This window comes from Mesorhizobium sp. M0816, assembly GCF_040320005.1.
GTDB lineage: Bacteria > Pseudomonadota > Alphaproteobacteria > Rhizobiales > Rhizobiaceae > Mesorhizobium.
In genome coordinates this window covers 310,606-330,328 of the sequence record NZ_JAMYOT010000002.1, presented here as the reverse complement: position 1 = coordinate 330,328, position 19,723 = coordinate 310,606, and the positions used below count along the sequence as shown (strand labels likewise).

Below are 19,723 nucleotides of genomic sequence, written 5' to 3'. Positions count from 1 at the left end.
TTTGCGCATCATCGCTTGGCGGTGTCGGACCTTGCTACTGATACGACGGAGGCGACATGCAGGACGAAAAGCGGCTGGTCTCCATGCTGCGCGAATTCCTCGACAGCGAGGCGGCCGGCGGCCTCGTCCTGATGGCTGCGGCGGCCTTGGCCCTGATCGTCGCCAATTCGCCGCTGGGCGAGGCTTATTTCTCCGCCCTCCATGCCTATCTCGGACCGCTCAGCGTCTCGCACTGGATCAATGACGGCCTGATGGCGGTGTTCTTCCTGCTGGTCGGCCTCGAGATCAAGCGCGAAATGCTTGACGGCCAGCTGTCGACCTGGCCGCGCCGCGTGCTGCCCGGCATCGCCGCCGCCGGCGGCATGGCAGCGCCGGCACTGGTCTACGTCGCCATCAACCACAACAATCCAGCCGCTCTGTCTGGCTGGGCGATCCCAACCGCCACCGATATCGCCTTTGCGCTCGGCGTGCTGTCGCTGCTCGGCAGGCGCGTCCCGGGCTCGCTGAAGATATTCCTCACCGCGCTCGCCATCATCGACGATCTCGGCGCGGTGCTCATCATCGCGGTGTTCTATACCAGCGGCCTCTCGCTCGCCTATCTCGGCGCCGCCTTCGCCGTGATCGCGCTGCTGGTGGTGCTCAACCGCATGCGGGTGCTGACGCTGCTGCCGTACATCTTGCTCGGCATCGTTCTGTGGGTTTTGGTGCTCAAATCGGGCGTCCATGCGACGCTCGCCGGCGTCGCGCTGGCCCTCACCATACCGCTGAAGATATCGCCGGGCAGCGGCCATGATCTCGACCATTCGCCGCTGCACCGGCTCGAACACGGCCTGCACAAAGTCGTCGCCTTTTTCGTCATCCCGATTTTCGGCTTTGCCAACGCCGGCGTCTCGCTCGCCGGTCTCAGCGCTGCCGCCCTGGCCGAGCCGCTGACGCTCGGCGTCGCCGCCGGCCTCGTCTTGGGCAAGCTGGTCGGCGTGTTCGGGTCTTCCGCGCTTGCCATCCGGCTTGGCTTCGCCGATCTGCCGGCCAATGCCGGCTGGCTGCACATGGTCGGCATTTCGCTGCTCTGTGGCATCGGTTTTACCATCAGCCTGTTCATCGGCCTGCTCGCCTTCGCCAGCGACGCCGCCCTGCAGGACGCGGTCAAGGTCGGCATCCTCGCTGGCTCCTTTATCGCCGCGCTCCTAGGCGCCGCTGTGCTGCTGGTGGCGCCGGCCGGAGGCGAGGCGGAGGAGGCGGAAGAATAGGCGTCTCCTCGCGGGCGCTACCCGTGAGCGACCATGACGTGGCGGACGGCCGTATAGTCCTCCAGCGCGTAGAGCGACATGTCCTTGCCGTAGCCGGATTGTTTCAACCCGCCATGCGGCATCTCGTTGGTCAGCATGAAATGGGTATTGATCCAGGTGCAGCCATATTGCAGCCGGGCCGCCGTCGCCATGGCGCGCGAAACATCCTTGGTCCACACCGACGACGCCAGGCCATAGTCAGAGTCATTGGCCCAGTCCACCGCTTCGTCGACTTCGGAAAAGCGGGTGACCGAGACCACCGGACCGAACACTTCGCGGCGCACGATCTCGTCCTCCTGCAGCGCGCCGGCGACGACGGTCGGCTGGTAGAAGAAGCCGGAGCCCTCGCCCGGCTTGCCGCCCGTGGTGATCTCGATGTGCTTGAGCTCAGAGGCGCGCTCGACGAAGCTCGAGACGCGGTCGCGCTGGCGACGCGAGATCAGCGGGCCGATCTCGTTTTCGGTATCGTCAGGACGATCATACTTGATGGTCGAGACGGCAGCGGAGAGGTCGGCGACGAGCTTGTCGTAGATCTTCTTGCCAGCGTAGATGCGGCAGGCGGCGGTGCAGTCCTGGCCGGCATTGTAATAGCCGAAGGCGCGCAGGCCGTTGACCACCGCGCCGAGATCGGCGTCGTCGAAGACGATGACCGGCGCCTTGCCGCCGAGCTCGAGATGCGTGCGCTTGACCGATTTGGCGGCAGCCTGCAGCACCTTCTTGCCGGTGGCGACGTCGCCGGTGATCGAGATCATGTTGACCTTCGGGTGGTTGATCAGCGTGTTGCCGACGCTGTCGCCGCGACCGAGCACGACGTTGACGACGCCTTCCGGCAGGATCTCGGCAAGGATTTTCGCCAGCTTCAGCGCGGTCAGCGGCGTCTGTTCCGACGGCTTGAAGACGACGGTGTTGCCGCCGGCAATCGCCGGCGCCAGCTTCCAGGCCATCATCATCAGCGGATAGTTCCACGGCGCGATCGACGCGACAACGCCGATGGCGTCGCGGCGGACCATCGAGGTGTGGCCGGGAATGTATTCGCCTGCGACCTGGCCGGGCATCGAGCGGACCGCGCCGGCAAAGAAGCGGTAGCAGTCGACGATCGCCGGGATCTCGTCATTGAGCACGGCATTGATCGGCTTGCCACAGTTCAGCGCCTCGAGCGCCGCGAAATCCTGTGCAGCAGCCTCGATGCGATCGGCGATCTTCAGGAGATAGCCGGCGCGCTGCGCCGGTGTTGTGCGGGACCAGGTGACGAAGGCTTTTTCGGCAGCAAGCACGGCCGCCTCGATCTGCGCTGGGCTGGCCTCAGGCAGATTGAGGATGGTCGCCCCGGTCTTCGGGTTGAGGATCGGCTCCTCGGTCTCGGTGCCTTTTTCGAATTTCGAGCCGATCAGCATCTGCGTGTCCATGGAAGTCTCTCCCTTATGAACGAGATCATTTGCCCGAACCGGCGATCTGGTCGCCGTCGCGGGTCAGGTAATAGGCAGCGAGGATGGGGAGCAGCGTCACCAGCACTACCACCATCGCCACGACATTGGTGACCGGACGCTGGCGCGGACGGATCAATTCTTCGAGCATCCAGATCGGCACCGTCTGCTGCTGGCCGGCGGTGAAGGTGGTGACGATGACCTCGTCGAAGGACAGCGCAAAGGCAAGCATGCCGCCGGCCAGCAGCGCGGTTGCGATGTTGGGCAGCACGACATGCCGAAAGGTCTGGAAACCATCGGCGCCGAGATCCATCGACGCCTCGATCATCGAGCCGGACGTGCGGCGGAAACGGGCGACCGCATTGTTGTAGACGACGACCACGCAGAAAGTGGCGTGGCCGAGCACGATCGTCCAGAACGAGAACGGGATTTCGGCCAGCGCGAAGGCCGAGCGCAGCGCGATGCCGGTGATGATGCCGGGCAGCGCGATCGGCAGGATGACCAGCAGCGAGATGGTTTCGCGGCCGAAGAATTTTGTGCGGGACACGGCGGCTGCGCATAGCGTGCCGAGGATCAGAGCGATGGCAGTCGAGATCGCCGCGACCCGCACAGACAATGACAGCGCCTGCCAGACGTCGGGGCGGTTCCAGGTGACGGCGAACCATTGCGTGGTCAGGCCCGGCGGCGGCCAGACGAAGCTCTTCTCCTCGGTGGTGAAGGCATAGACGAAGATCAGCAGGATCGGCAGGTGCAGAAAGAGCAGGCCGCCGGTGGCAGCGAGCTTCAGGCCGATCGGCGCGGATGGGCCAAGGTCAGAGCGCATCGAAAGCCCCCATGCGCTTGGCGCCCCAGAGATAGAAGCCCATGATGACGATGGGCACCACGGTAAAGGCGGCGGCGAGCGGGATGTTGCCGGCGGTGCCTTGCTGCGAATAGACGGCCTGGCCGATGAACAGCCGCGAGGTGCCGATGATCTGAGGAATGATGTAGTCGCCGAGCGTCAGCGAGAAGGTGAAGATCGAGCCGGCAACGATGCCGGGCAGCGCCAGCGGGAACAGCACGTTGCCGAAGGTCTGGCCGGGCGAGGCGCCGAGATCGGACGAAGCCTCGACCAAATTGCCCGGCACGCGCTCGAGTGCGGCCTGCACCGGCAGGATCATGAATGGCAGCCAGACATAGACGAAGACGATGAAGGTGCCGGTTGAGGAGACCGACAATGAGTTGCCGCCAACGATCGGCAGCGATAGCCAGGCATCAAGCAGCCAGAGAAGATGCAATTTGGCCAGCAGCCATGTCAGGATGCCTTCCTTGGCCAGGATCAGCTTCCAGGCATAGATCTTGACCAGGTAGCTTGACCACAGCGGCAGCATGACGCCGAGATAAAACAGCGCCTTCCAACGGCCGCGCGCATAGCGCGCCGCGTAATAGGCGATGGGAAAGGCGATGACCGCCGCAGCCAGCGTCACCAGCGCCGCCATCGTCACCGTGCGCAGGATGATGTCGAGATTGGCGGCCTGCAGCAGGTCGCCATAAGTCTTCAGCGTGAACTCGCGGTTGATGAGGCCGGAGAACTCATCGATCGAAAAGAAGCTCTGCAAAAGCAGCGCAAACAGCGAGCCGATATAGACGATGCCGAGCCAAAGAACCGGGGGTAGCAGCATCAGGAGCAGCAAGAATTGCGGCCGGCGCCAGAAGAGATCGGAGAGCCCGCCGCGTACGCCGCCACTACCCGGCAGGATGGCGGGGGCCGTGGCCCGCGGCATGGCAGCGTCCAGGCTCATCCTAGCTCGTCCATCAGATGCAAATGCTCGCGGTTGAAGGTGAGCACCACCGCCTCGCCTTCCCGGGGCAAGGCAGCACCCGCCGGCACGATGGCATGCAGCCGGAAGCCCTCTGCATCGAGCGCCAGTCTTGTCGTGGCGCCGAGATAGTTGGTCGAGACCAGGCGGGCGGCAACCCCTTCGCCGTTGGCCCGGCCAATACGGATGGATTCGGGCCGCAGGCTGCCCCAGCGATGCTGGCCGGCATAGCGCTGGACGAAATCCGGCGGCAGCACGTTGGACGAGCCGACGAAATCGGCGACGAAGCGGGTCTTGGGGCGCTGGTAGATGTCTTCCGGCGTGCCGATCTGCATGATCTTGCCGTCATTGAAGACGGCCACGCGGTCGGCCATCGACAGCGCTTCGCCCTGGTCGTGGGTGACGAACACGAAGGTGATGCCGAGCGCCTTCTGCAGCGATTTCAACTCCTCCTGCATGTTTTCGCGAAGCTTGAGGTCGAGGGCGCCGAGCGGCTCGTCGAGCAACAGCACCTTGGGCTGGTTGACCAGCGCACGGGCGAGCGCGACGCGCTGGCGCTGGCCGCCGGAAAGCTGGCCAGGGCGACGGGCGCCGTAGCCGGGAAGCCGCACCAGCGCCAGCGCTTCTTCCGCCGCCTTTTGCCGCTCCGGTCTGCCGACGCCCTTGACCATCAGCCCATAGGCGACGTTGTCGAGCACGTTGAGATGCGGGAACAGCGCATAATCCTGGAACACGGTGTTGACGTTGCGGCGATAGGGCGGCACGCCCTCGGCGCGTTCGCCGAAGATCGAGATCGAGCCCGCCGTCGGCTGCTCGAAACCGGCGATGAGGCGCAGGCACGTCGTCTTGCCCGAGCCGGAAGGCCCGAGCATGGCGAAGAACTCGCCCGACACGATGTCGAGATCGACCGCGTCGACGGCACGCACGCTGCCGAAATGGCGAGAGACGTTTTGGAAGGAAACGGCGGAGGTCATGGGGCTGTCCTGATCTGTCAGGCTCATCAAATTTTCATGCGGTTGCGCCGCCCCTCATCGGCCTGCCGGCACCTTCTCCCCGTATAGTGGACGGGGAGAAGGGAGGCGCTCCAACGCTGGCGACCCCCCGTTCTTCACGGGGAGAGAGTAAGGGTGAGGGGCAGCGCCGAGCTTCGTAGGTGAGGCGAACTCACCGCCCGCCGATGACGCCGATATAGTCCGACACCCAGCGGTAATAGGGCACGCACTGGTCGTTCTGGGTGGCGCATTTCGAGACCGGCGTCTTCCAGAACTTGATCTTGTCGAAATTGTCGTACCCGTTGGTCTTGCAGCCTTCTTCGCCGAGCAGTTCGTTGCCCTTGCAGGCGGCGGGCACCACCGGCAGCGAGCCGAACCAGGCGGAGACGTCGCCCTGCACTTTTGGCGACAGCGAATGCTCCATCCACATGTAGGCGCAGTTCGGGTGGGCAGCATCGGCCTCCATCATCGTGGTATCGGCCCAGCCGGTGACGCCCTCCTCGGGGATAGTCGAGGCGACCGGCTTCTTGGCCGCGATCAGCGTGTTGACCTGGTAGGGCCAAGAACCGGAGGCGACGACGCCTTCGTTCTGGAAATCGTCGACCTGGATGGCGGCGTCGTGCCAATAGCGTCCGACCAGCGTACGCTGGACCCGCAACAGGTCGAGCGCCGCCTTGTACTGATCCTCGGTCAGTTCGTACGGATCCTTGATGCCGAGCTCCGGCTTGTGAGCCATCAGGTAATTGGCGGCGTCGGCGATGTGGATCGGCCCGTCATAGGCTTGGACGCGGCCCTTGTTCGACTTGCCGTCGGGAAGCTTCAATTCCTCGAAGACCACGTTCCAGCTCTTCGGCGCCTCCTTGAACACTTCGGTGTTGTACATCAGCACGTTCGGCCCCCACTGATAGGGGACGCCGTAATGGACTCCGCCGACGGTGAACCAGGGCGCATCCTTCAGCCGGTCGTCGACCGTCTTCCAGCTAGGGATGAGGTCGGTGTTGATCGGCTGGACGCGCTTGCCGGCGACGAGACGCAGCGAGGCATCGCCCGAGGCGGTGACCAGGTCGAAACCGCCCTCGTTCATCAGCGAGACCATCTCGTCGGAGGTGTTAGCGGTCTTGACGTTGACCTTGCAGCCGGTTTCCTTCTCGAAGGACGTGACCCAATCATAGCCCTTGTCGGTTTCGCCGCGCTCGATATAGCCCGGCCAGGCGACGATATTGACCTCTCCTTCGCCTTTGCCGAGGTCCTTGACCTGGGCGATGGCCTGGCCGGAGAAGCTCAGCGCGACCGTCAAGGCAGTGCATGATTTCAGCAATGAATTCATCGTCGATCTCCCATTTTTGCATGACCTTGAAACCAGTTTCGGGTTTCGGAAGAAGATCATGCGCCCGTTCAAAAACGTTGGATGCGCGGCTCTGAAGGGCCGTGCTCCTCGCATCGGCCCGAAAATCGGAATCGATTTTCGGAAAGCCCGATGCGAAAACTAAAAGTCTTAGAGCGTACTATGTGCGTCCAATTGGACGCACGTCGCTCTAACGGCAGCTTTGTTCCCTGACCGAAAAGTGCTGCGAAATTTCCGGTTTCGCAAATTCATTTATTAGAAAGCCGATATCGGTTTTTCCGATACATCAGCGGCCGATCTTCTCGGGCCGTTGGCGCACCATGCGCTGCGACTGGGCAAGTCCGATGAAGTCGCGAGCCGCCTGCGGCAGGCCGGAGCCGCGCCGCCAGACCATGCCGACCTGGACGACTGGTAACGACCCCGAAATATCGCGCGATTCGATGCGGTCGCCTTCCAGCGACCATGGCCGGTAGACGAGGTCGGGCAGCAGCGCCACGCCGGCGCCGGTAGCGACGAGGCTGCGCACCGCTTCGACCGAGCGGGTGCGGAAGGCGACATGCGGCTTGGCGCCGATTGCCGTCAGCAGCTTTCCGGTATTCTCCTCGATCTCGTCGACGGTCAGCATGATCAGCGGTTCCGAGGCGATGTCGCCGATGCCGATGATGTCGGCACCGGCCAAGGGGTGGCCGAGCGGCAGCCACAGCCGGTAGGCCGAGACTTCGAGGATTTCGGACTGCAGCGCGGTGCGGTCGCGCAGGTTCGAGGTGACCATGACGGCAATGTCGAGCTTGCCGCCAATTAACAGGTGCTCGAGATAGTCGCCATTGTCCTCGATCGCCGAGACCTCGACACCCGGATAGGCGCGGCGGTAGCGGGCAAGAAGATCGGAAAGCACATAGCCGGCGACCAGCGAGGTGACGCCAAGTTGCAGCCGCCCGCTTGCCGCGGCCTGTTCGCCGAAGAAGGCGCGGCGCGCATCGGAAACGTCGGCCAGGATCTTTCTCGCATGGCGCAGGAACTGGTGGCCTTTGTGGGTGATGTTCAAGCCGCGCGGGTGGCGCTCGAACAGCTCGACGCCGAGATCGTGCTCCAGCTCCTTGATCGCCTCGGTGACCGAGGATTGCGAGATCGACAGGTTCTGGGCGGCGCCCGACACTGTGCCCTGCTCGGCGACGGCGATGAAGAACTGCAATTGGCGGATGGTGAAAGCCATGGCCGGACTAAACACGGCAGAGGCGGCGCTGGGAAGTGGGTGCTGGCGCAGATCTCCCGATAGAGCTCCCGATAGAGCTCAGCCCTCGCTTCCGCCATCGGCAATGCTGAGCCGTGCGCCGGCCTGGGCAAGGGCGGCGGCGATGTCGTGCGGCGGCGGACGGTCGGTCGCGAGTTCGGAAAAGCCGCCGAAGCCGCAGACCTGAACAAGGCCCTGGCGGCCGAATTTGCTATGGTCGGTGACGACAAGCGAACGCTGGCCGCGCGACAGCACCATGCGGGCGAATTCGGCCTCTTCCAGATCATAGTCCATGACGCCGGTGACGGCATCGACCGCACCGGTCGATATCACTGCATGGCTGACGGAAAAGCGGCTGACGAATTCGATGGCCGAGACGCCGAAGGCAGCACCGGAATCGCTGCGCAGCTCGCCGCCGGCCATGTAGACCTTATTGCCGTTGACGGTGGCCAATGTGCGGGCGATGTCGGAGGAGTTGGTGACGACCGTCAGCCGCCGGTGGCCGAGCAGTTCCCGGGCCAGGAAAGAGGTGGTGGTGCCGGTGTCGAGCATGATCGATTCGCCGTCGCGGATGGTGGCGGCGACCATGCGCGCTATTGCCCGCTTGGCATCGGCGTTCTCGCGCATGCGCCGCTCGAACGGCGCTTCGCCGGCAATCGACGGCAGGCCGACGGCGCCGTGCATCTTGAGGATGGAACCGTCGCTGGTCAGTGGCTTGACGTCGCGGCGTACTGTCTCCAGCGAGACGCCCAGCCGGTCGGCCAGGCTCGCAATGGTCACGGTGCCTTCCTCCTTGAGGAGGCGCAGGATTTCGCCATGCCGCTTCGAGTGGACCATCGGTTCCATCCGGTCGGATTGTTGCACCGCTGACCGTTTCTACGGCATAAATGCCACTAACTCCAAGGAATTTAGCAAAATTCGGGCAAAAAACCAGAAAATACCACAATTTCGCGTTGACAACACCTCCAGCGTGGCGCGACATTATCGCTGTGACAGGCTCGGAACGGAGGACGACGGCTGAGCCGCACGAAAAATCGCTTGCCCGAACGCCCGGGAGATCGTCGGGTGCAAGGGTACCGAAATTCAGGATCCGCGGGGGCGGATGCCGGCGTCGAAGAACCCGGCACAAAGGGGCTCGTCGGTGCGGTGCGGGATACCGATCCCGAGATCTGCACCGACGAGATCTTCGCGTTGCCTCCATTCCTCCGTCCGATTGTCATCGCTGGCCAGCCGTGACATGCGTGGAAAATTGACCCAATGTTGGACGAGATCGTGACTGTCGAAGACCGCATCCGTGCGCTGCCTTGCTGGACCGGCAGCATCGACATCGCGCCGCTGCCGGGCGGGCTGAGCAATGCCAATTATCTGGTCAAGGACGCGGCCGGGCGGCACGTCGTGCGGCTCGGCCAGGACTATCCGTTCCACCATGTCTTTCGCGAGCGCGAGATGATGACGGCGCGGGCAGCGCACGCGGCAGGCTTCGCTCCGGCCGTCCACTACACTGGACCCGGCGTCATGGTGACGGAGTATCTCGGCGCCAAGGCCTATGTCGCGCAGGACGTGCGCGCCGATCTCGGCCGCGTTGCCGCGTTGCTGCGCGGTTTCCACCGGGAGATGCCCGGTCATGTCTCCGGCGCCGGCTTCATGTTCTGGGTATTCCATGTCATTCGCGACTATGCGCGCACGCTGGAGGAAGGCCGCAGCCGCAAGCTGGGCGAACTGCCGCGCCTGCTGACGCTGGCGAACGAGCTCGAGCGCGCGCAAAAGCTGCTGCCGATCGTCTTCGGCCATAATGACCTCTTGCCGGCTAACATAATCGACGACGGTCACAGGCTGTGGCTCATCGATTTCGAATATGCAGGCTTCAACACCGCGATGTTCGACCTTGCCGGCGCGGCGTCGAATGCAGGCATGAGCGACGAGGAGTCCTTCGCCTTCCTGACCGCCTATTTCATGAAGGAGCCGGACCCGGCGATACGGCGCTCGCATGCCGCCATGCAATGCGCGTCGCTGCTGCGTGAGGCGATGTGGGGCATGGTTTCCGAGCTTTACCTCGACGCGCCCGGTGTCGACTACGCCGCCTACGCCGACGAAAACCTGGCGCGGCTCGAAGCCGCCCTGGAAAACTACAGGACAAAATACGGGACGCGGACATGACCTTGCCCGCCCAGGCCGGCATCGTCGTCATCGGCGGTGGCATCATCGGCTGTTCGACGGCCTATCATCTGGCGCGCGACCACAAGGCCGAAATCGTGCTGCTCGAACAGGGCAAACTGACCTCGGGTTCGACCTGGCATGCTGCCGGGCTGGTCGGCCAGCTACGCTCGTCGGCGTCGATCACGCGCGTGCTCAAATATTCGGTCGATCTCTACAAGGGGCTGGAAGCCGAAACCGGCCTGGCCACCGGCTGGAAGATGACAGGCTGCCTGCGCCTCGCCACCAATGCCGACCGCTGGACCGAGTATAAGAGGCTGGCGACGACGGCAAAGAGCTTCGGCATGGATATGCATTTGCTGTCGCCGGCCGAGGTCAAGGAAATGTGGCCGCTGCTGGAAACCGGCGACCTCGTCGGCGCTTCCTGGCTGCCGAGCGACGGTCAGGCAAGCCCTTCCGATATCACCCAGTCGCTGGCCAAGGGCGCGCGCATGCATGGCGCAAAATTGTTCGAGGAGGTGCGGGTCACCGGCTTCGAAATGACGAACGGCCGGATCGTCAAGGTAAGGACGAACAAGGGCGATATCGCCTGCGACAAGGTGGTGAACTGCGCCGGGCAATGGGCGCGGCAGGTGGGTGCGCTGGCCGGCATCAACGTGCCGCTGCAGCCCGTGAAGCACCAATACATCATCACCGAAAGGATCGACGGCTTGGCGGGTGACGCGCCGACGATCCGCGACCCCGACCGCCGCACCTATTTCAAGGAGGAGGTCGGCGGGTTGGTGATGGGAGGCTATGAGCCGAACCCGCAGGCCTGGACGACCGATCTGCCCGGTGGTGATGTGCCGGACGATTGGGAGTTCCGGCTGTTCGACGATGATTACGATCATTTCGAGCAGCATATGGGCCAGGCGATCGAGCGTGTCCCGGCGCTCGCCAATGTCGGCGTCAAGCAGATGATCAATGGACCGGAGAGCTTCACGCCGGACGGCAATTTCATCCTCGGCGTGGCGCCGGAATGCCCGAATATGTTCGTCGGCGCCGGTTTCAACGCCTTCGGCATTGCATCCGGCGGCGGCGCCGGCTGGGTGCTGGCGCAATGGGTCGTCGACGGCGAGGCGCCGCTCGATCTGTGGGTGGTCGACATCCGCCGCTTCTCCGATCTCCACCGCGACCGGCAATGGGTCCGCGACCGCACGCTGGAAGCCTATGGCAAGCACTACACGATCGGCTTCCCGCATGAGGAATATGTCAGCGGCCGGCCGCGCATCGTCTCGCCTTTGTACGAGCGGCTGCAAAAACATCGCGCCGTGTTCGGCTCGAAACTTGGCTGGGAGCGGCCGAACTGGTTCGCGCCGGAAGGCATCGAGCCGAAGGACGTCTATTCGATGGGCCGGCAGAACTGGTTCCCGGCGGTTGGCGACGAGCACCGCCACGTGCGCGAAAAGATCGGTATTTTCGACCAGTCGTCTTTCGCCAAATACGAAATGACCGGAGCCGACGCGCTGAAGGCGCTGGACTGGATCTGCGCCAACGACGTCGCCAAGCCGGTCGGCCGGCTGACCTACACGCAGCTCCTCAATACGCGCGGCGGCATCGAGGCCGATTTGACCGTGGCGAGGCTCGGTGAGGAAAAATTCTACGTGGTCACCGGCACCGGTTTCCGCACGCATGATTTCTCCTGGATTGCCGATCATATCGGCAGGGAGTTCGACGTGATGCTGACCGACGTCACGGAGGATTTCGGCACATTGTCGCTGATGGGGCCGCGCGCCCGTGACGTGCTGTCAGCGGTGACCGATGCCGACGTCTCGAATGCCGCCTTTCCATTCGGCCATGTTCGCGAGATCGCCATTGCCGGCCACGCCATCCGGGCACTGCGCGTCACCTATGTCGGCGAACTCGGCTGGGAACTGCATGTACCGATCGCGGCGACCGGCGAGGTCTTCGATGCGCTGATGGCGGCGGGCGAAATATTCGACATTCGGCCGGTCGGCTACCGGGCGCTGGAATCGCTGCGGCTGGAAAAAGGCTACCGCGCCTGGGGCGCCGACATCACGCCCAACGACACGCCGCAGGAGGCCGGCCTCGGCTGGGCGGTGAAGCTCAGGAAGAACACCGATTTCCTCGGCCGGCGGGCTCTGGAAAAGCTCGACGGCGCGGCGCTCGGGAAACGCTTTGCCGGCTTCACTGTCGATGATCCGGACGTCGTGCTGCTCGGGCGCGAGACCATCCTGCGCAACGGCGAGGCGGTCGGTTATCTCACCAGCGGCGGCTATGGCTACACCATCGGCAAGAACATCGGCTACGGCTATGTGCGCAATGCCGATGGCGTCAACGATGATTTCCTCACTTCCGGCAACTACGAGCTGGTGGTGGCAATGGAACGGACGCCGGCTAAGATACACCTCGAGCCGCTTTACGATCCGGCAGGAGCAAAGGTGAAGGCGTAGAGCCTTCCGGTTTCAGCCTCAGTTCACGATGAGCACCAGCCCCCGGCTCGGCACGGTATCGGCCTCGCCTGGCATCGAAACATAGGGCGGCGTCTCTTCGGCGCGCGTGACGGTGCCTTGCGCCTCGAGCTCGGCGATCCGCGCGGCAAACCCGGCATCCCACAGCGTGTTCTTCACTGTCAGCACGATCACCCCGCCCGGCCGGCAGATGCGGATCAGCTCGTCCAGACCCTCGGCCCCGACATGGCCGGACGTGAAGACGCCGGCTGAGATGATCCCGGCATAGGCGTCGTCCACGAAGGGCAGCGGTCCGCCAAGCGCCAGGCAGTGAAGCGCCGAATAGACGCCCTTGCGCGCGGCTTGCGCCAGCATGCCTTCCGAGATGTCGAGCGCCTCGACCTGCGGATAACCGGTAATGGCAAGCCATTCGCCGATGAGCCCGGTGCCCGCGCCGGCATCGAGCAGAGGAGCGGCGCCGCGCGCCAGATGGCGGGCCAGCAAGGCAAGGCAGATGGTGGGATGGCGATAGCCAGCCGCCGACATGTCGGCGTCATAGGTGCCTGCCCAACTGTCGTAGAGCGCCGCGACGTCTTCCGGCCGCTTCGCCGCATAGGCTGCGGCGAGTGCGCTCTGCTGATTGCTGTCCGTCATCGCTTTCCGTCGCCTGGTATCGATCCGCAACGCGATCATAGCCAAACGGCGAAAACTGTGGAACCGTCGTCGTCCCAATAACACGGGGAAAGGAGCGAAATCCATGGCGGACGACCGGGCGCGCGCCGCACTTGCGGCCATTCCGATGCTGGCCGGCTATGACGGCCCTCTGGAACGGCTCGGCGGTCTCACCAACCTCGTCTTCAGGGGTAAGGATTTCTGCCTGCGTATCCCCGGCAAGGGTACCGAGGAATACATCAACCGCGCCAACGAGGCAGTGGCGGCGCGGGAAGCGGCGAAGGCCGGCGTCAGTCCCGATGTGCTGCATGTCGATGCCGAGACCGGCGTGTTGGTGACCCGCTTCGTTGCCGGTGCCGAGACGATGTCACCGGAAAAGTTCAAGACTCGGCCGGGCAGCCCGGCACGCGCCGGCAAGGCCTTTCGCAAACTGCACACATCCGGCGCGGTGTTCCCCTTCCGCTTCGAGCTGTTTGCGATGATCGACGATTATCTGAAAGTGCTGTCAACCAAGGACGTCGCCCTGCCTGCCGGCTACCACGATGTGGTCCGCGAGGCGGAGGCAGTGCGCTCAGCACTTGCGGCTCAACCTCTGCCGATCGTCGCCTGCCACTGCGACCCGCTCTGCGAAAACTTTCTCGATACGGGCGACAGGATGTGGATCGTCGACTGGGAATATTCCGGCATGAACGATCCGCTCTGGGATCTCGGCGACCTCAGCGTCGAAGGGCAATTCGACGCCGCGCAGGACGAGGAGATGACGCTGGCCTATTTCGGCGGCGAGCCGAGACCGGCGGAGCGCGCTCGCATCGTCATCTACAAGGCGATGTGCGACCTGCTGTGGACGCTGTGGGGACTGATCCAGCTTGCCAACAAAAATCCGGCCGACGACTTTCGCGCCTATGCCGACGGCCGGTTTGCGCGCTGCAAGGCACTGATGGAGACGCCGGAATTTTCGCGGCATCTTGCGGCGATGCGCCGGGGTTAATTCACACCCTTCAGCACGTTTTCCGGCGGCACGGTGTCGACCACCTTCTGGCGGTGGAAGATGAACAGGCCGGCCAGCACGACGATGGCCGAGCCGACCAGGATGCGCGGCCCAGGCACATCGCCGAAGAAGGCCAGGCCGAAGACCACTGCCCACAACAGCAGGCTGTAATGCAGCGGCGCCAAGGTCGAGGCAGGGGCAAGCTTCAACGCCCGGGTGATCATCAGGTGCGCGCCGCAGGAGACGACGCCGAGAAGCAGCATGGCGCCGAAATCGAGCGATGACGGCGTCTTCCAACTGCCTATGGTCAACGCAGCGCCGACCAGCAGCGTGCCGATGGTTTGCCAGGTGACCAGCGAGGTGTCGCTGGTGCCGCGCAGCCGCCGATTGAGGATGATGGCGAAGGCAAATGAAATGCTGCCGGCGAGCGCGAACATCGACGACAGCGAGAACGCGGCCGACGACGGCTTCAGCATGATCAGCACGCCGCAGAAACCGACCAGGATAGCCGCCCAGCGGCGCCAGCCGACCCTTTCGCCGAGCAGGAAGTGCGACAGCGCCGCGACATAGATCGGCCCGGCCATGTAAAAACTCATCACATCGGCGAGCGGCAGATAGACGACCGCCGCGTAGAACAGCGCCGTGTCGAGCGTCGTCATCACCACGCGAAGCAGCTGCAGCTCCGGCCGCTCCATGCGAAACAGCTTGGCCGCACCCTGATGTGCAATCATCGGCCCGAGTATGAAAAACGCCCCGATCGAGCGGATCAGCACGACCTGGCCGACGGAAAAACTGGCGACCAGCCACTTGCCCATCGCGTCGTTCAGCGCAAACAGGAAGTCGCCGGCGAGCATCAGCAGGATACCGGCCAGCAGCACGTTCATGATCGTTGAGTACTGGGCTGCGGGCTGCGCCATTCCGTTACCGGTTCCTCGCCGTGGGGTACGGTGACCCGCGTCGTAGTCGCAAGCTGCGGCCATGACGAGGCGAAAATCGAGAATTCGGTAAGACCAGCGCCGGAAATCGGCTGGACTAATGCATGTCGCGCAAAAGTGTGCAGCGGTTTTGCGATAACGACACGCTTAAAAACAAGACCTTAAAGCGCGTCGCGTGGGTCCGTTCAAACGCGACGCGCTTTAAGCGTGGCGCCGGTTCACCGTGCCCGGCCTTCCGGCGATCGAAAGCCGCGTGTCCTGCCGGCTGCGCTCGGCCACCACCTTGCCCCTGGCGATGACGCAGAGACGCTCTGGGCGCAGCCGCAGCGCCTCGACTGGGTTGCCGGCATCGAGAACGACCAGGCTGGCACGCTTGCCGACCGCCAGGCCAAGGTGGTCGAGGCCCATGATGGCGGCATTGCCGTTGGTGACCATATCGAAGCAGCGCGCCATCTCGGCCGGGCTCGACATCTGCGCGACATGCAGGCCCATGAAGGCGACGTCGAGCATGTCTGCGGTGCCCAGCGAATACCAGGGGTCGAGCACGCAATCCTGGCCCCAGCCGACGCGGATGCCTTGCGCCAGCATCTCCTTGACCCGCGTCAGTCCGCGGCGCTTGGGAAAGGTGTCGTGGCGCCCCTGCAGCATGATGTTGATCAGCGGATTGGGGATCGCCGAAACGCCGGCCTCGGCAATCAGCGGCAATAGCTTCGAAACGTAGTAATTATCCATCGAATGCATCGATGTCAGGTGCGAGCCGGCCACTCTGCCCTGCAACCCGAGCCGCTGCGTCTCATAGGCAAGCTGCTCGATGTGGCGCGACAGCGGATCGTCGGTCTCGTCGCAATGCAAGTCGACCATCAGGCCGCGCTTCGCCGCGATTTCGCAGAGCTCGGTGACGGAGCGCGTGCCGTCGGCCATTGTGCGCTCGAAATGCGGAATGCCGCCGACGACATCGACGCCTATGTCGAGCGCCCGGATGGTGTTGTCGCGCGCCGTCGGCGAGCGGTAAAACCCGTCCTGCGGGAAGGCGACCAGCTGCAGGTCGATATAGGGGCCAACCGTCTTCTTCACGTCGAGCAGCGCCTCGACCGCCAGCAGGCGGTCGTCACAAACATCGACATGGGTGCGGATGGCGAGCAGGCCCATAGACACCGCCCAGTCGCAATAGGCGAGCGCACGGTCGCGCACCGCTTCGTGGGTCAGAAGCGGCTTCAACTCGCCCCAAAGCGAGATGCCTTCGAGCAGCGTGCCCGAGACATTGATGCGCGGAATGCCGAGCGAAAGCGTGGCATCCATATGGAAATGCGGATCGACGAAGGGCGGCGAGACCAGATTGCCATAGGCATCGATCGCCGTGCCGGCGCTGACGTTCAGCTCGGGCTCTATCGCTGCGATCGTTTCGCCGACGATGCCGATATCCGCGATCCTGCCGTCGGGCAGCGTCCCGCCGCGCACCACAAGGTCAAAATCCATCTAGCGCCACCTCGTTCAAAAAAGCCGTTTCTTTCCATGCAGCGTGCTGCCGCAAGGCGGAACCTTCAGGCGCGGCCCTTCCCTCTTGTGGGAGAAGGTAGCCGCGAAGCGGCCGGATGAGGGGTGTTCCAGCTTGGCGCCGACGACACTCCGTCCAGCACCCCTCAACCGTCTTGGCGCTGCGCGCCAATCCACCTTCTCCCACAAGGGGAGAAGGAAAAGCCTCTATTCCGGCACGTACCGCACCGCCCCCTTGGCGGCACTTGTCGCCATCGCCGCATAGGCGCGCAAGGCCGTCGTCACCTTGCGCTTGCGCTTTTCTTCGGGCTTCCAGGCAGCCGTTCCCCTGGCCTCCATCGCGGCGCGACGGGCGATGAGTTCGGCGTCGTCGACAGCAAGCCTGATGGTGCGGTTGGGGATATCGATTTCGATCGTGTCGCCTTCCCTGACCAGCCCGATCAGACCGCCTTCCGCGGCTTCCGGCGAGACATGGCCGATCGACAGGCCGGAGGTGCCGCCGGAAAAACGACCGTCGGTGATCAGTGCGCAGGCTTTGCCGAGGCCTTTCGACTTCAAATAGCTGGTCGGGTAGAGCATTTCCTGCATGCCGGGTCCGCCGCGTGGCCCTTCATAGCGGATGACGACGACATCGCCGGCCTTGATCTCGTTCGACAGGATCGCCTTGACGCTGGCGTCCTGGCTTTCGAACACTCTTGCCGGACCGGTGAATTTCAGGATCGATTCATCGACGCCCGCCGTCTTCACGATGCAGCCATCGAGTGCCAGATTGCCTTTCAGCACGGCAAGGCCGCCATCCCTGGAGAAAGGATGTTCGGCCGAGCGGATGACGCCCTTCTCGCGGTCGAGATCGAGATCGTCCCAGCGGCGGTCCTGGCTGAACGCGACTTGCGTCGGCACGCCGCCGGGTGCCGCCAGGAAGAAATCGCGGACATTCTGGCTGGTGGTGCGCGAAATATCCCAATGATCGAGCGCTTCGCCAAGGCTTGCGGTGTGCACCGTCGGCAGGTCGCGGTTGATCAGCCCGGCGCTATCCAACTGGCCGAGGATGGCCATGATGCCGCCGGCGCGGTGGACATCCTCCATATGGACGTCTGCCTTGGCCGGGGCCACCTTGCATAGCACTGGCACCCGCCGCGACAGCCGGTCGATGTCCTCCATGGTGAAATCGACCTCGCCCTCATGTGCCGCGGCAAGGATGTGCAGCACGGTGTTGGTCGAACCGCCCATGGCGATGTCGAGTGTCATGGCGTTCTCGAAGGCGCCCTTCGAGGCGATGCTGCGCGGCAGCGCGGTGTCGTCGTCCTGCTCGTAATAGCGCTGGGCAAGATCGACGATCAGGTGGCCGGCCTCGACGAACAAGCGCTTGCGGTCAGCATGCGTCGCCAGCGTCGAACCATTGCCGGGCAAGGACAGGCCGAGCGCCTCGGTCAGGCAGTTCATCGAATTGGCGGTGAACATGCCGGAGCAGGAACCGCAGGTCGGACAGGCCGAGCGTTCGATGGTCCTGACGTCCTCGTCGGACACCTTGTCGTCGGCGGCCGCGACCATAGCGTCGACCAGATCAAGCGCCTGGCTCTTGCCGGCGAGCACCACCTTGCCGGCCTCCATCGGCCCGCCGGAGACGAAGACGGTCGGGATGTTGAGGCGCAGCGACGCCATCAGCATGCCGGGCGTGATCTTGTCGCAATTCGAGATGCAGACCATCGCGTCGGCGCAGTGCGCGTTGACCATGTATTCGACCGAGTCGGCGATCAATTCGCGCGACGGCAGCGAATAGAGCATGCCGTCATGGCCCATGGCGATGCCGTCATCGACCGCAATGGTGTTGAACTCCTTGGCGACGCCGCCGGCTTTTTCGATCTCGCGGGCAACCAGCTGGCCGAGATCCTTCAAATGGACATGGCCCGGCACGAATTGGGTGAAGGAATTGACCACGGCAATGATCGGCTTGCCGAAATCCGAATCCTTCATGCCGGTAGCGCGCCACAGGCCGCGGGCGCCGGCCATGTTGCGGCCATGGGTGGTGGTGCGGGAACGGTAGGCGGGCATTGAACTGTCCTTGCTGTCTGCGTCGCGCCCAAAGGTGCGGAAAACCGGAATTGAGCCGCAGGCCTTATAGACGGCACACTCTGGTCTGGCCACAATTTTGCGCTGCGCCAGGGTGCGGAACGAGCGGCCAGCCAAAGACGCAGCCGGTCCAGGCCGTAAAAAAGTCAGAAGTGCTGTCGGATCGTGTTTTGCTCGAGCGTCCTTGAGCAGACGGCGGGACCGGGCATCAATTGCCAGCCGGCCGTTTTGCGAGTGAAACAAGCCAAAACCAGCCCGAGGAGCAAGAGAATGCAAAAGATCACCCCCTGCCTGTGGTTCGACGACCAGGCCGAGGAGGCCATGAACCATTACATCTCCATCTTCAAGAATTCGAAGGTGCTGAGCGTGATGCGCTGGCCCAAGGGCAGCGGCGATAATGAGGGCAAGGTGCTGATGGTCTCATTCGAGCTCGACGGCGTTCAGTTCCAGGCGCTCAACGGCGGCCCGCAATTCAAGTTCACCCAGGCAGTCTCGCTCTCCATCGACTGCAAGACGCAGGAAGAGGTCGACTATTTCTGGGACAGGCTCATCGCGGGCGGTGGCCAGCCCAGCCAGTGCAGCTGGCTGAAGGACAAATTCGGCCTCTCCTGGCAGGTCGTTCCCGAACAGCTGCCCAGGCTGCTGCTGGACCCCGACACGGAAAAGGCCGGCCGCGTGATGCAGGCGATGATGCAGATGAGCAAGATCGACATCGCCAAGATCGAAGAGGCAGCGAAAGGGTGAACGAACGCGATCTTTCCTTCTCCCCCTGTGGGAGAAGGTGGATCGGCGCGAAGCGCCGAGACGGTTGAGGGGTGCTGGACGGAATGAGACGTTGGTGTTTCCTGGAACACCCCTCATCCGTCGCCTTCGGCGACAC

16 protein-coding genes are annotated in these 19,723 nt (G+C 63.8%); 5 read left to right on the top strand and 11 right to left on the bottom strand.

Annotated features, from left to right (window positions below; translation table 11 throughout):
• The first annotated feature begins 56 nt into the window (after positions 1-56).
• Positions 57-1,250: a Na+/H+ antiporter NhaA gene (gene nhaA / locus NKI17_RS03760; RefSeq protein WP_352905421.1), complete on the top strand. Its 1,194-nt coding sequence runs from the start codon at positions 57-59 to the stop codon at positions 1,248-1,250.
• Positions 1,251-1,267: 17 nt separating this feature from the next.
• Here the strand turns inward: nhaA and NKI17_RS03755 are convergent, their stop codons facing one another.
• From NKI17_RS03755 to NKI17_RS03725, 7 genes are all read right to left on the bottom strand, one after another.
• The gene (locus tag NKI17_RS03755; protein ID WP_352568331.1) at positions 1,268-2,695 is read right to left on the bottom strand and encodes a gamma-aminobutyraldehyde dehydrogenase; all 1,428 of its coding nucleotides are present in this window, start codon (positions 2,693-2,695) and stop codon (positions 1,268-1,270) included.
• A gap of 25 nt (positions 2,696-2,720) precedes the next feature.
• The gene (locus NKI17_RS03750) at positions 2,721-3,536 is read right to left on the bottom strand and encodes an ABC transporter permease (RefSeq protein ID WP_352905420.1); all 816 of its coding nucleotides are present in this window, start codon (positions 3,534-3,536) and stop codon (positions 2,721-2,723) included.
• Entirely contained in the window at positions 3,526-4,476 is a 951-nt protein-coding gene (locus tag NKI17_RS03745; RefSeq protein ID WP_352454675.1) for an ABC transporter permease, read from the bottom strand. Before NKI17_RS03745 ends, NKI17_RS03750 begins: the two co-directional genes overlap by 11 nt.
• Before the next feature lie 14 nt (positions 4,477-4,490).
• A complete protein-coding gene (locus NKI17_RS03740) occupies positions 4,491-5,486 on the bottom strand; it encodes an ABC transporter ATP-binding protein (RefSeq protein ID WP_352905419.1) in 996 nt (331 codons plus the stop codon).
• Positions 5,487-5,676: 190 nt separating this feature from the next.
• A complete protein-coding gene (locus tag NKI17_RS03735; RefSeq protein ID WP_352905418.1) occupies positions 5,677-6,831 on the bottom strand; it encodes an ABC transporter substrate-binding protein in 1,155 nt (384 codons plus the stop codon).
• Between the two features lie 304 nt (positions 6,832-7,135).
• A complete protein-coding gene (locus tag NKI17_RS03730; RefSeq protein ID WP_023676350.1) occupies positions 7,136-8,062 on the bottom strand; it encodes a LysR family transcriptional regulator in 927 nt (308 codons plus the stop codon).
• Positions 8,063-8,140: 78 nt separating this feature from the next.
• Positions 8,141-8,917, bottom strand: coding sequence for a DeoR/GlpR family DNA-binding transcription regulator (locus NKI17_RS03725; protein ID WP_352448483.1), 777 nt, complete (start codon positions 8,915-8,917; stop codon positions 8,141-8,143).
• A gap of 435 nt (positions 8,918-9,352) precedes the next feature.
• Between NKI17_RS03725 and NKI17_RS03720 the strand changes: the two genes are divergently transcribed.
• Positions 9,353-10,237 (top strand): phosphotransferase, encoded by an 885-nt coding sequence (locus tag NKI17_RS03720; RefSeq protein ID WP_352591294.1) that lies wholly within the window; start codon positions 9,353-9,355, stop codon positions 10,235-10,237.
• Entirely contained in the window at positions 10,234-12,687 is a 2,454-nt protein-coding gene (locus NKI17_RS03715) for a GcvT family protein (protein ID WP_352905417.1), read from the top strand. Before NKI17_RS03720 ends, NKI17_RS03715 begins: the two co-directional genes overlap by 4 nt.
• Positions 12,688-12,705: 18 nt before the next feature.
• Here NKI17_RS03715 and NKI17_RS03710 read toward each other — a convergent pair whose 3' ends face one another.
• Positions 12,706-13,338 carry a class I SAM-dependent DNA methyltransferase gene (locus NKI17_RS03710; protein WP_352454671.1) on the bottom strand — a complete coding sequence of 211 codons (633 nt, stop codon included), beginning with the start codon at positions 13,336-13,338 and terminating at the stop codon, positions 12,706-12,708.
• A 103-nt stretch (positions 13,339-13,441) separates the two neighbouring features.
• Between NKI17_RS03710 and NKI17_RS03705 the strand changes: the two genes are divergently transcribed.
• Complete coding sequence (locus NKI17_RS03705; protein WP_352839991.1) at positions 13,442-14,344, top strand: phosphotransferase; 903 nt, start codon at positions 13,442-13,444, stop codon at positions 14,342-14,344.
• On the opposite strand, the gene NKI17_RS03700 is transcribed toward NKI17_RS03705, so the two are convergent.
• The 3 genes from NKI17_RS03700 to ilvD form a co-directional block, all read right to left on the bottom strand.
• Positions 14,341-15,261, bottom strand: coding sequence for a DMT family transporter (locus NKI17_RS03700; RefSeq protein ID WP_352905416.1), 921 nt, complete (start codon positions 15,259-15,261; stop codon positions 14,341-14,343). The genes NKI17_RS03705 and NKI17_RS03700 overlap by 4 nt on opposite strands.
• A gap of 219 nt (positions 15,262-15,480) precedes the next feature.
• A complete protein-coding gene (locus NKI17_RS03695; protein ID WP_352905414.1) occupies positions 15,481-16,755 on the bottom strand; it encodes an amidohydrolase family protein in 1,275 nt (424 codons plus the stop codon).
• A gap of 225 nt (positions 16,756-16,980) precedes the next feature.
• Entirely contained in the window at positions 16,981-18,825 is a 1,845-nt protein-coding gene (gene ilvD, locus NKI17_RS03690; protein WP_352905413.1) for a dihydroxy-acid dehydratase, read from the bottom strand.
• Between the two features lie 288 nt (positions 18,826-19,113).
• On the opposite strand from ilvD, the gene NKI17_RS03685 reads away from it, so the two are divergent.
• Entirely contained in the window at positions 19,114-19,587 is a 474-nt protein-coding gene (locus NKI17_RS03685) for a VOC family protein (RefSeq protein WP_023676360.1), read from the top strand.
• Positions 19,588-19,723: the final 136 nt, after the last annotated feature.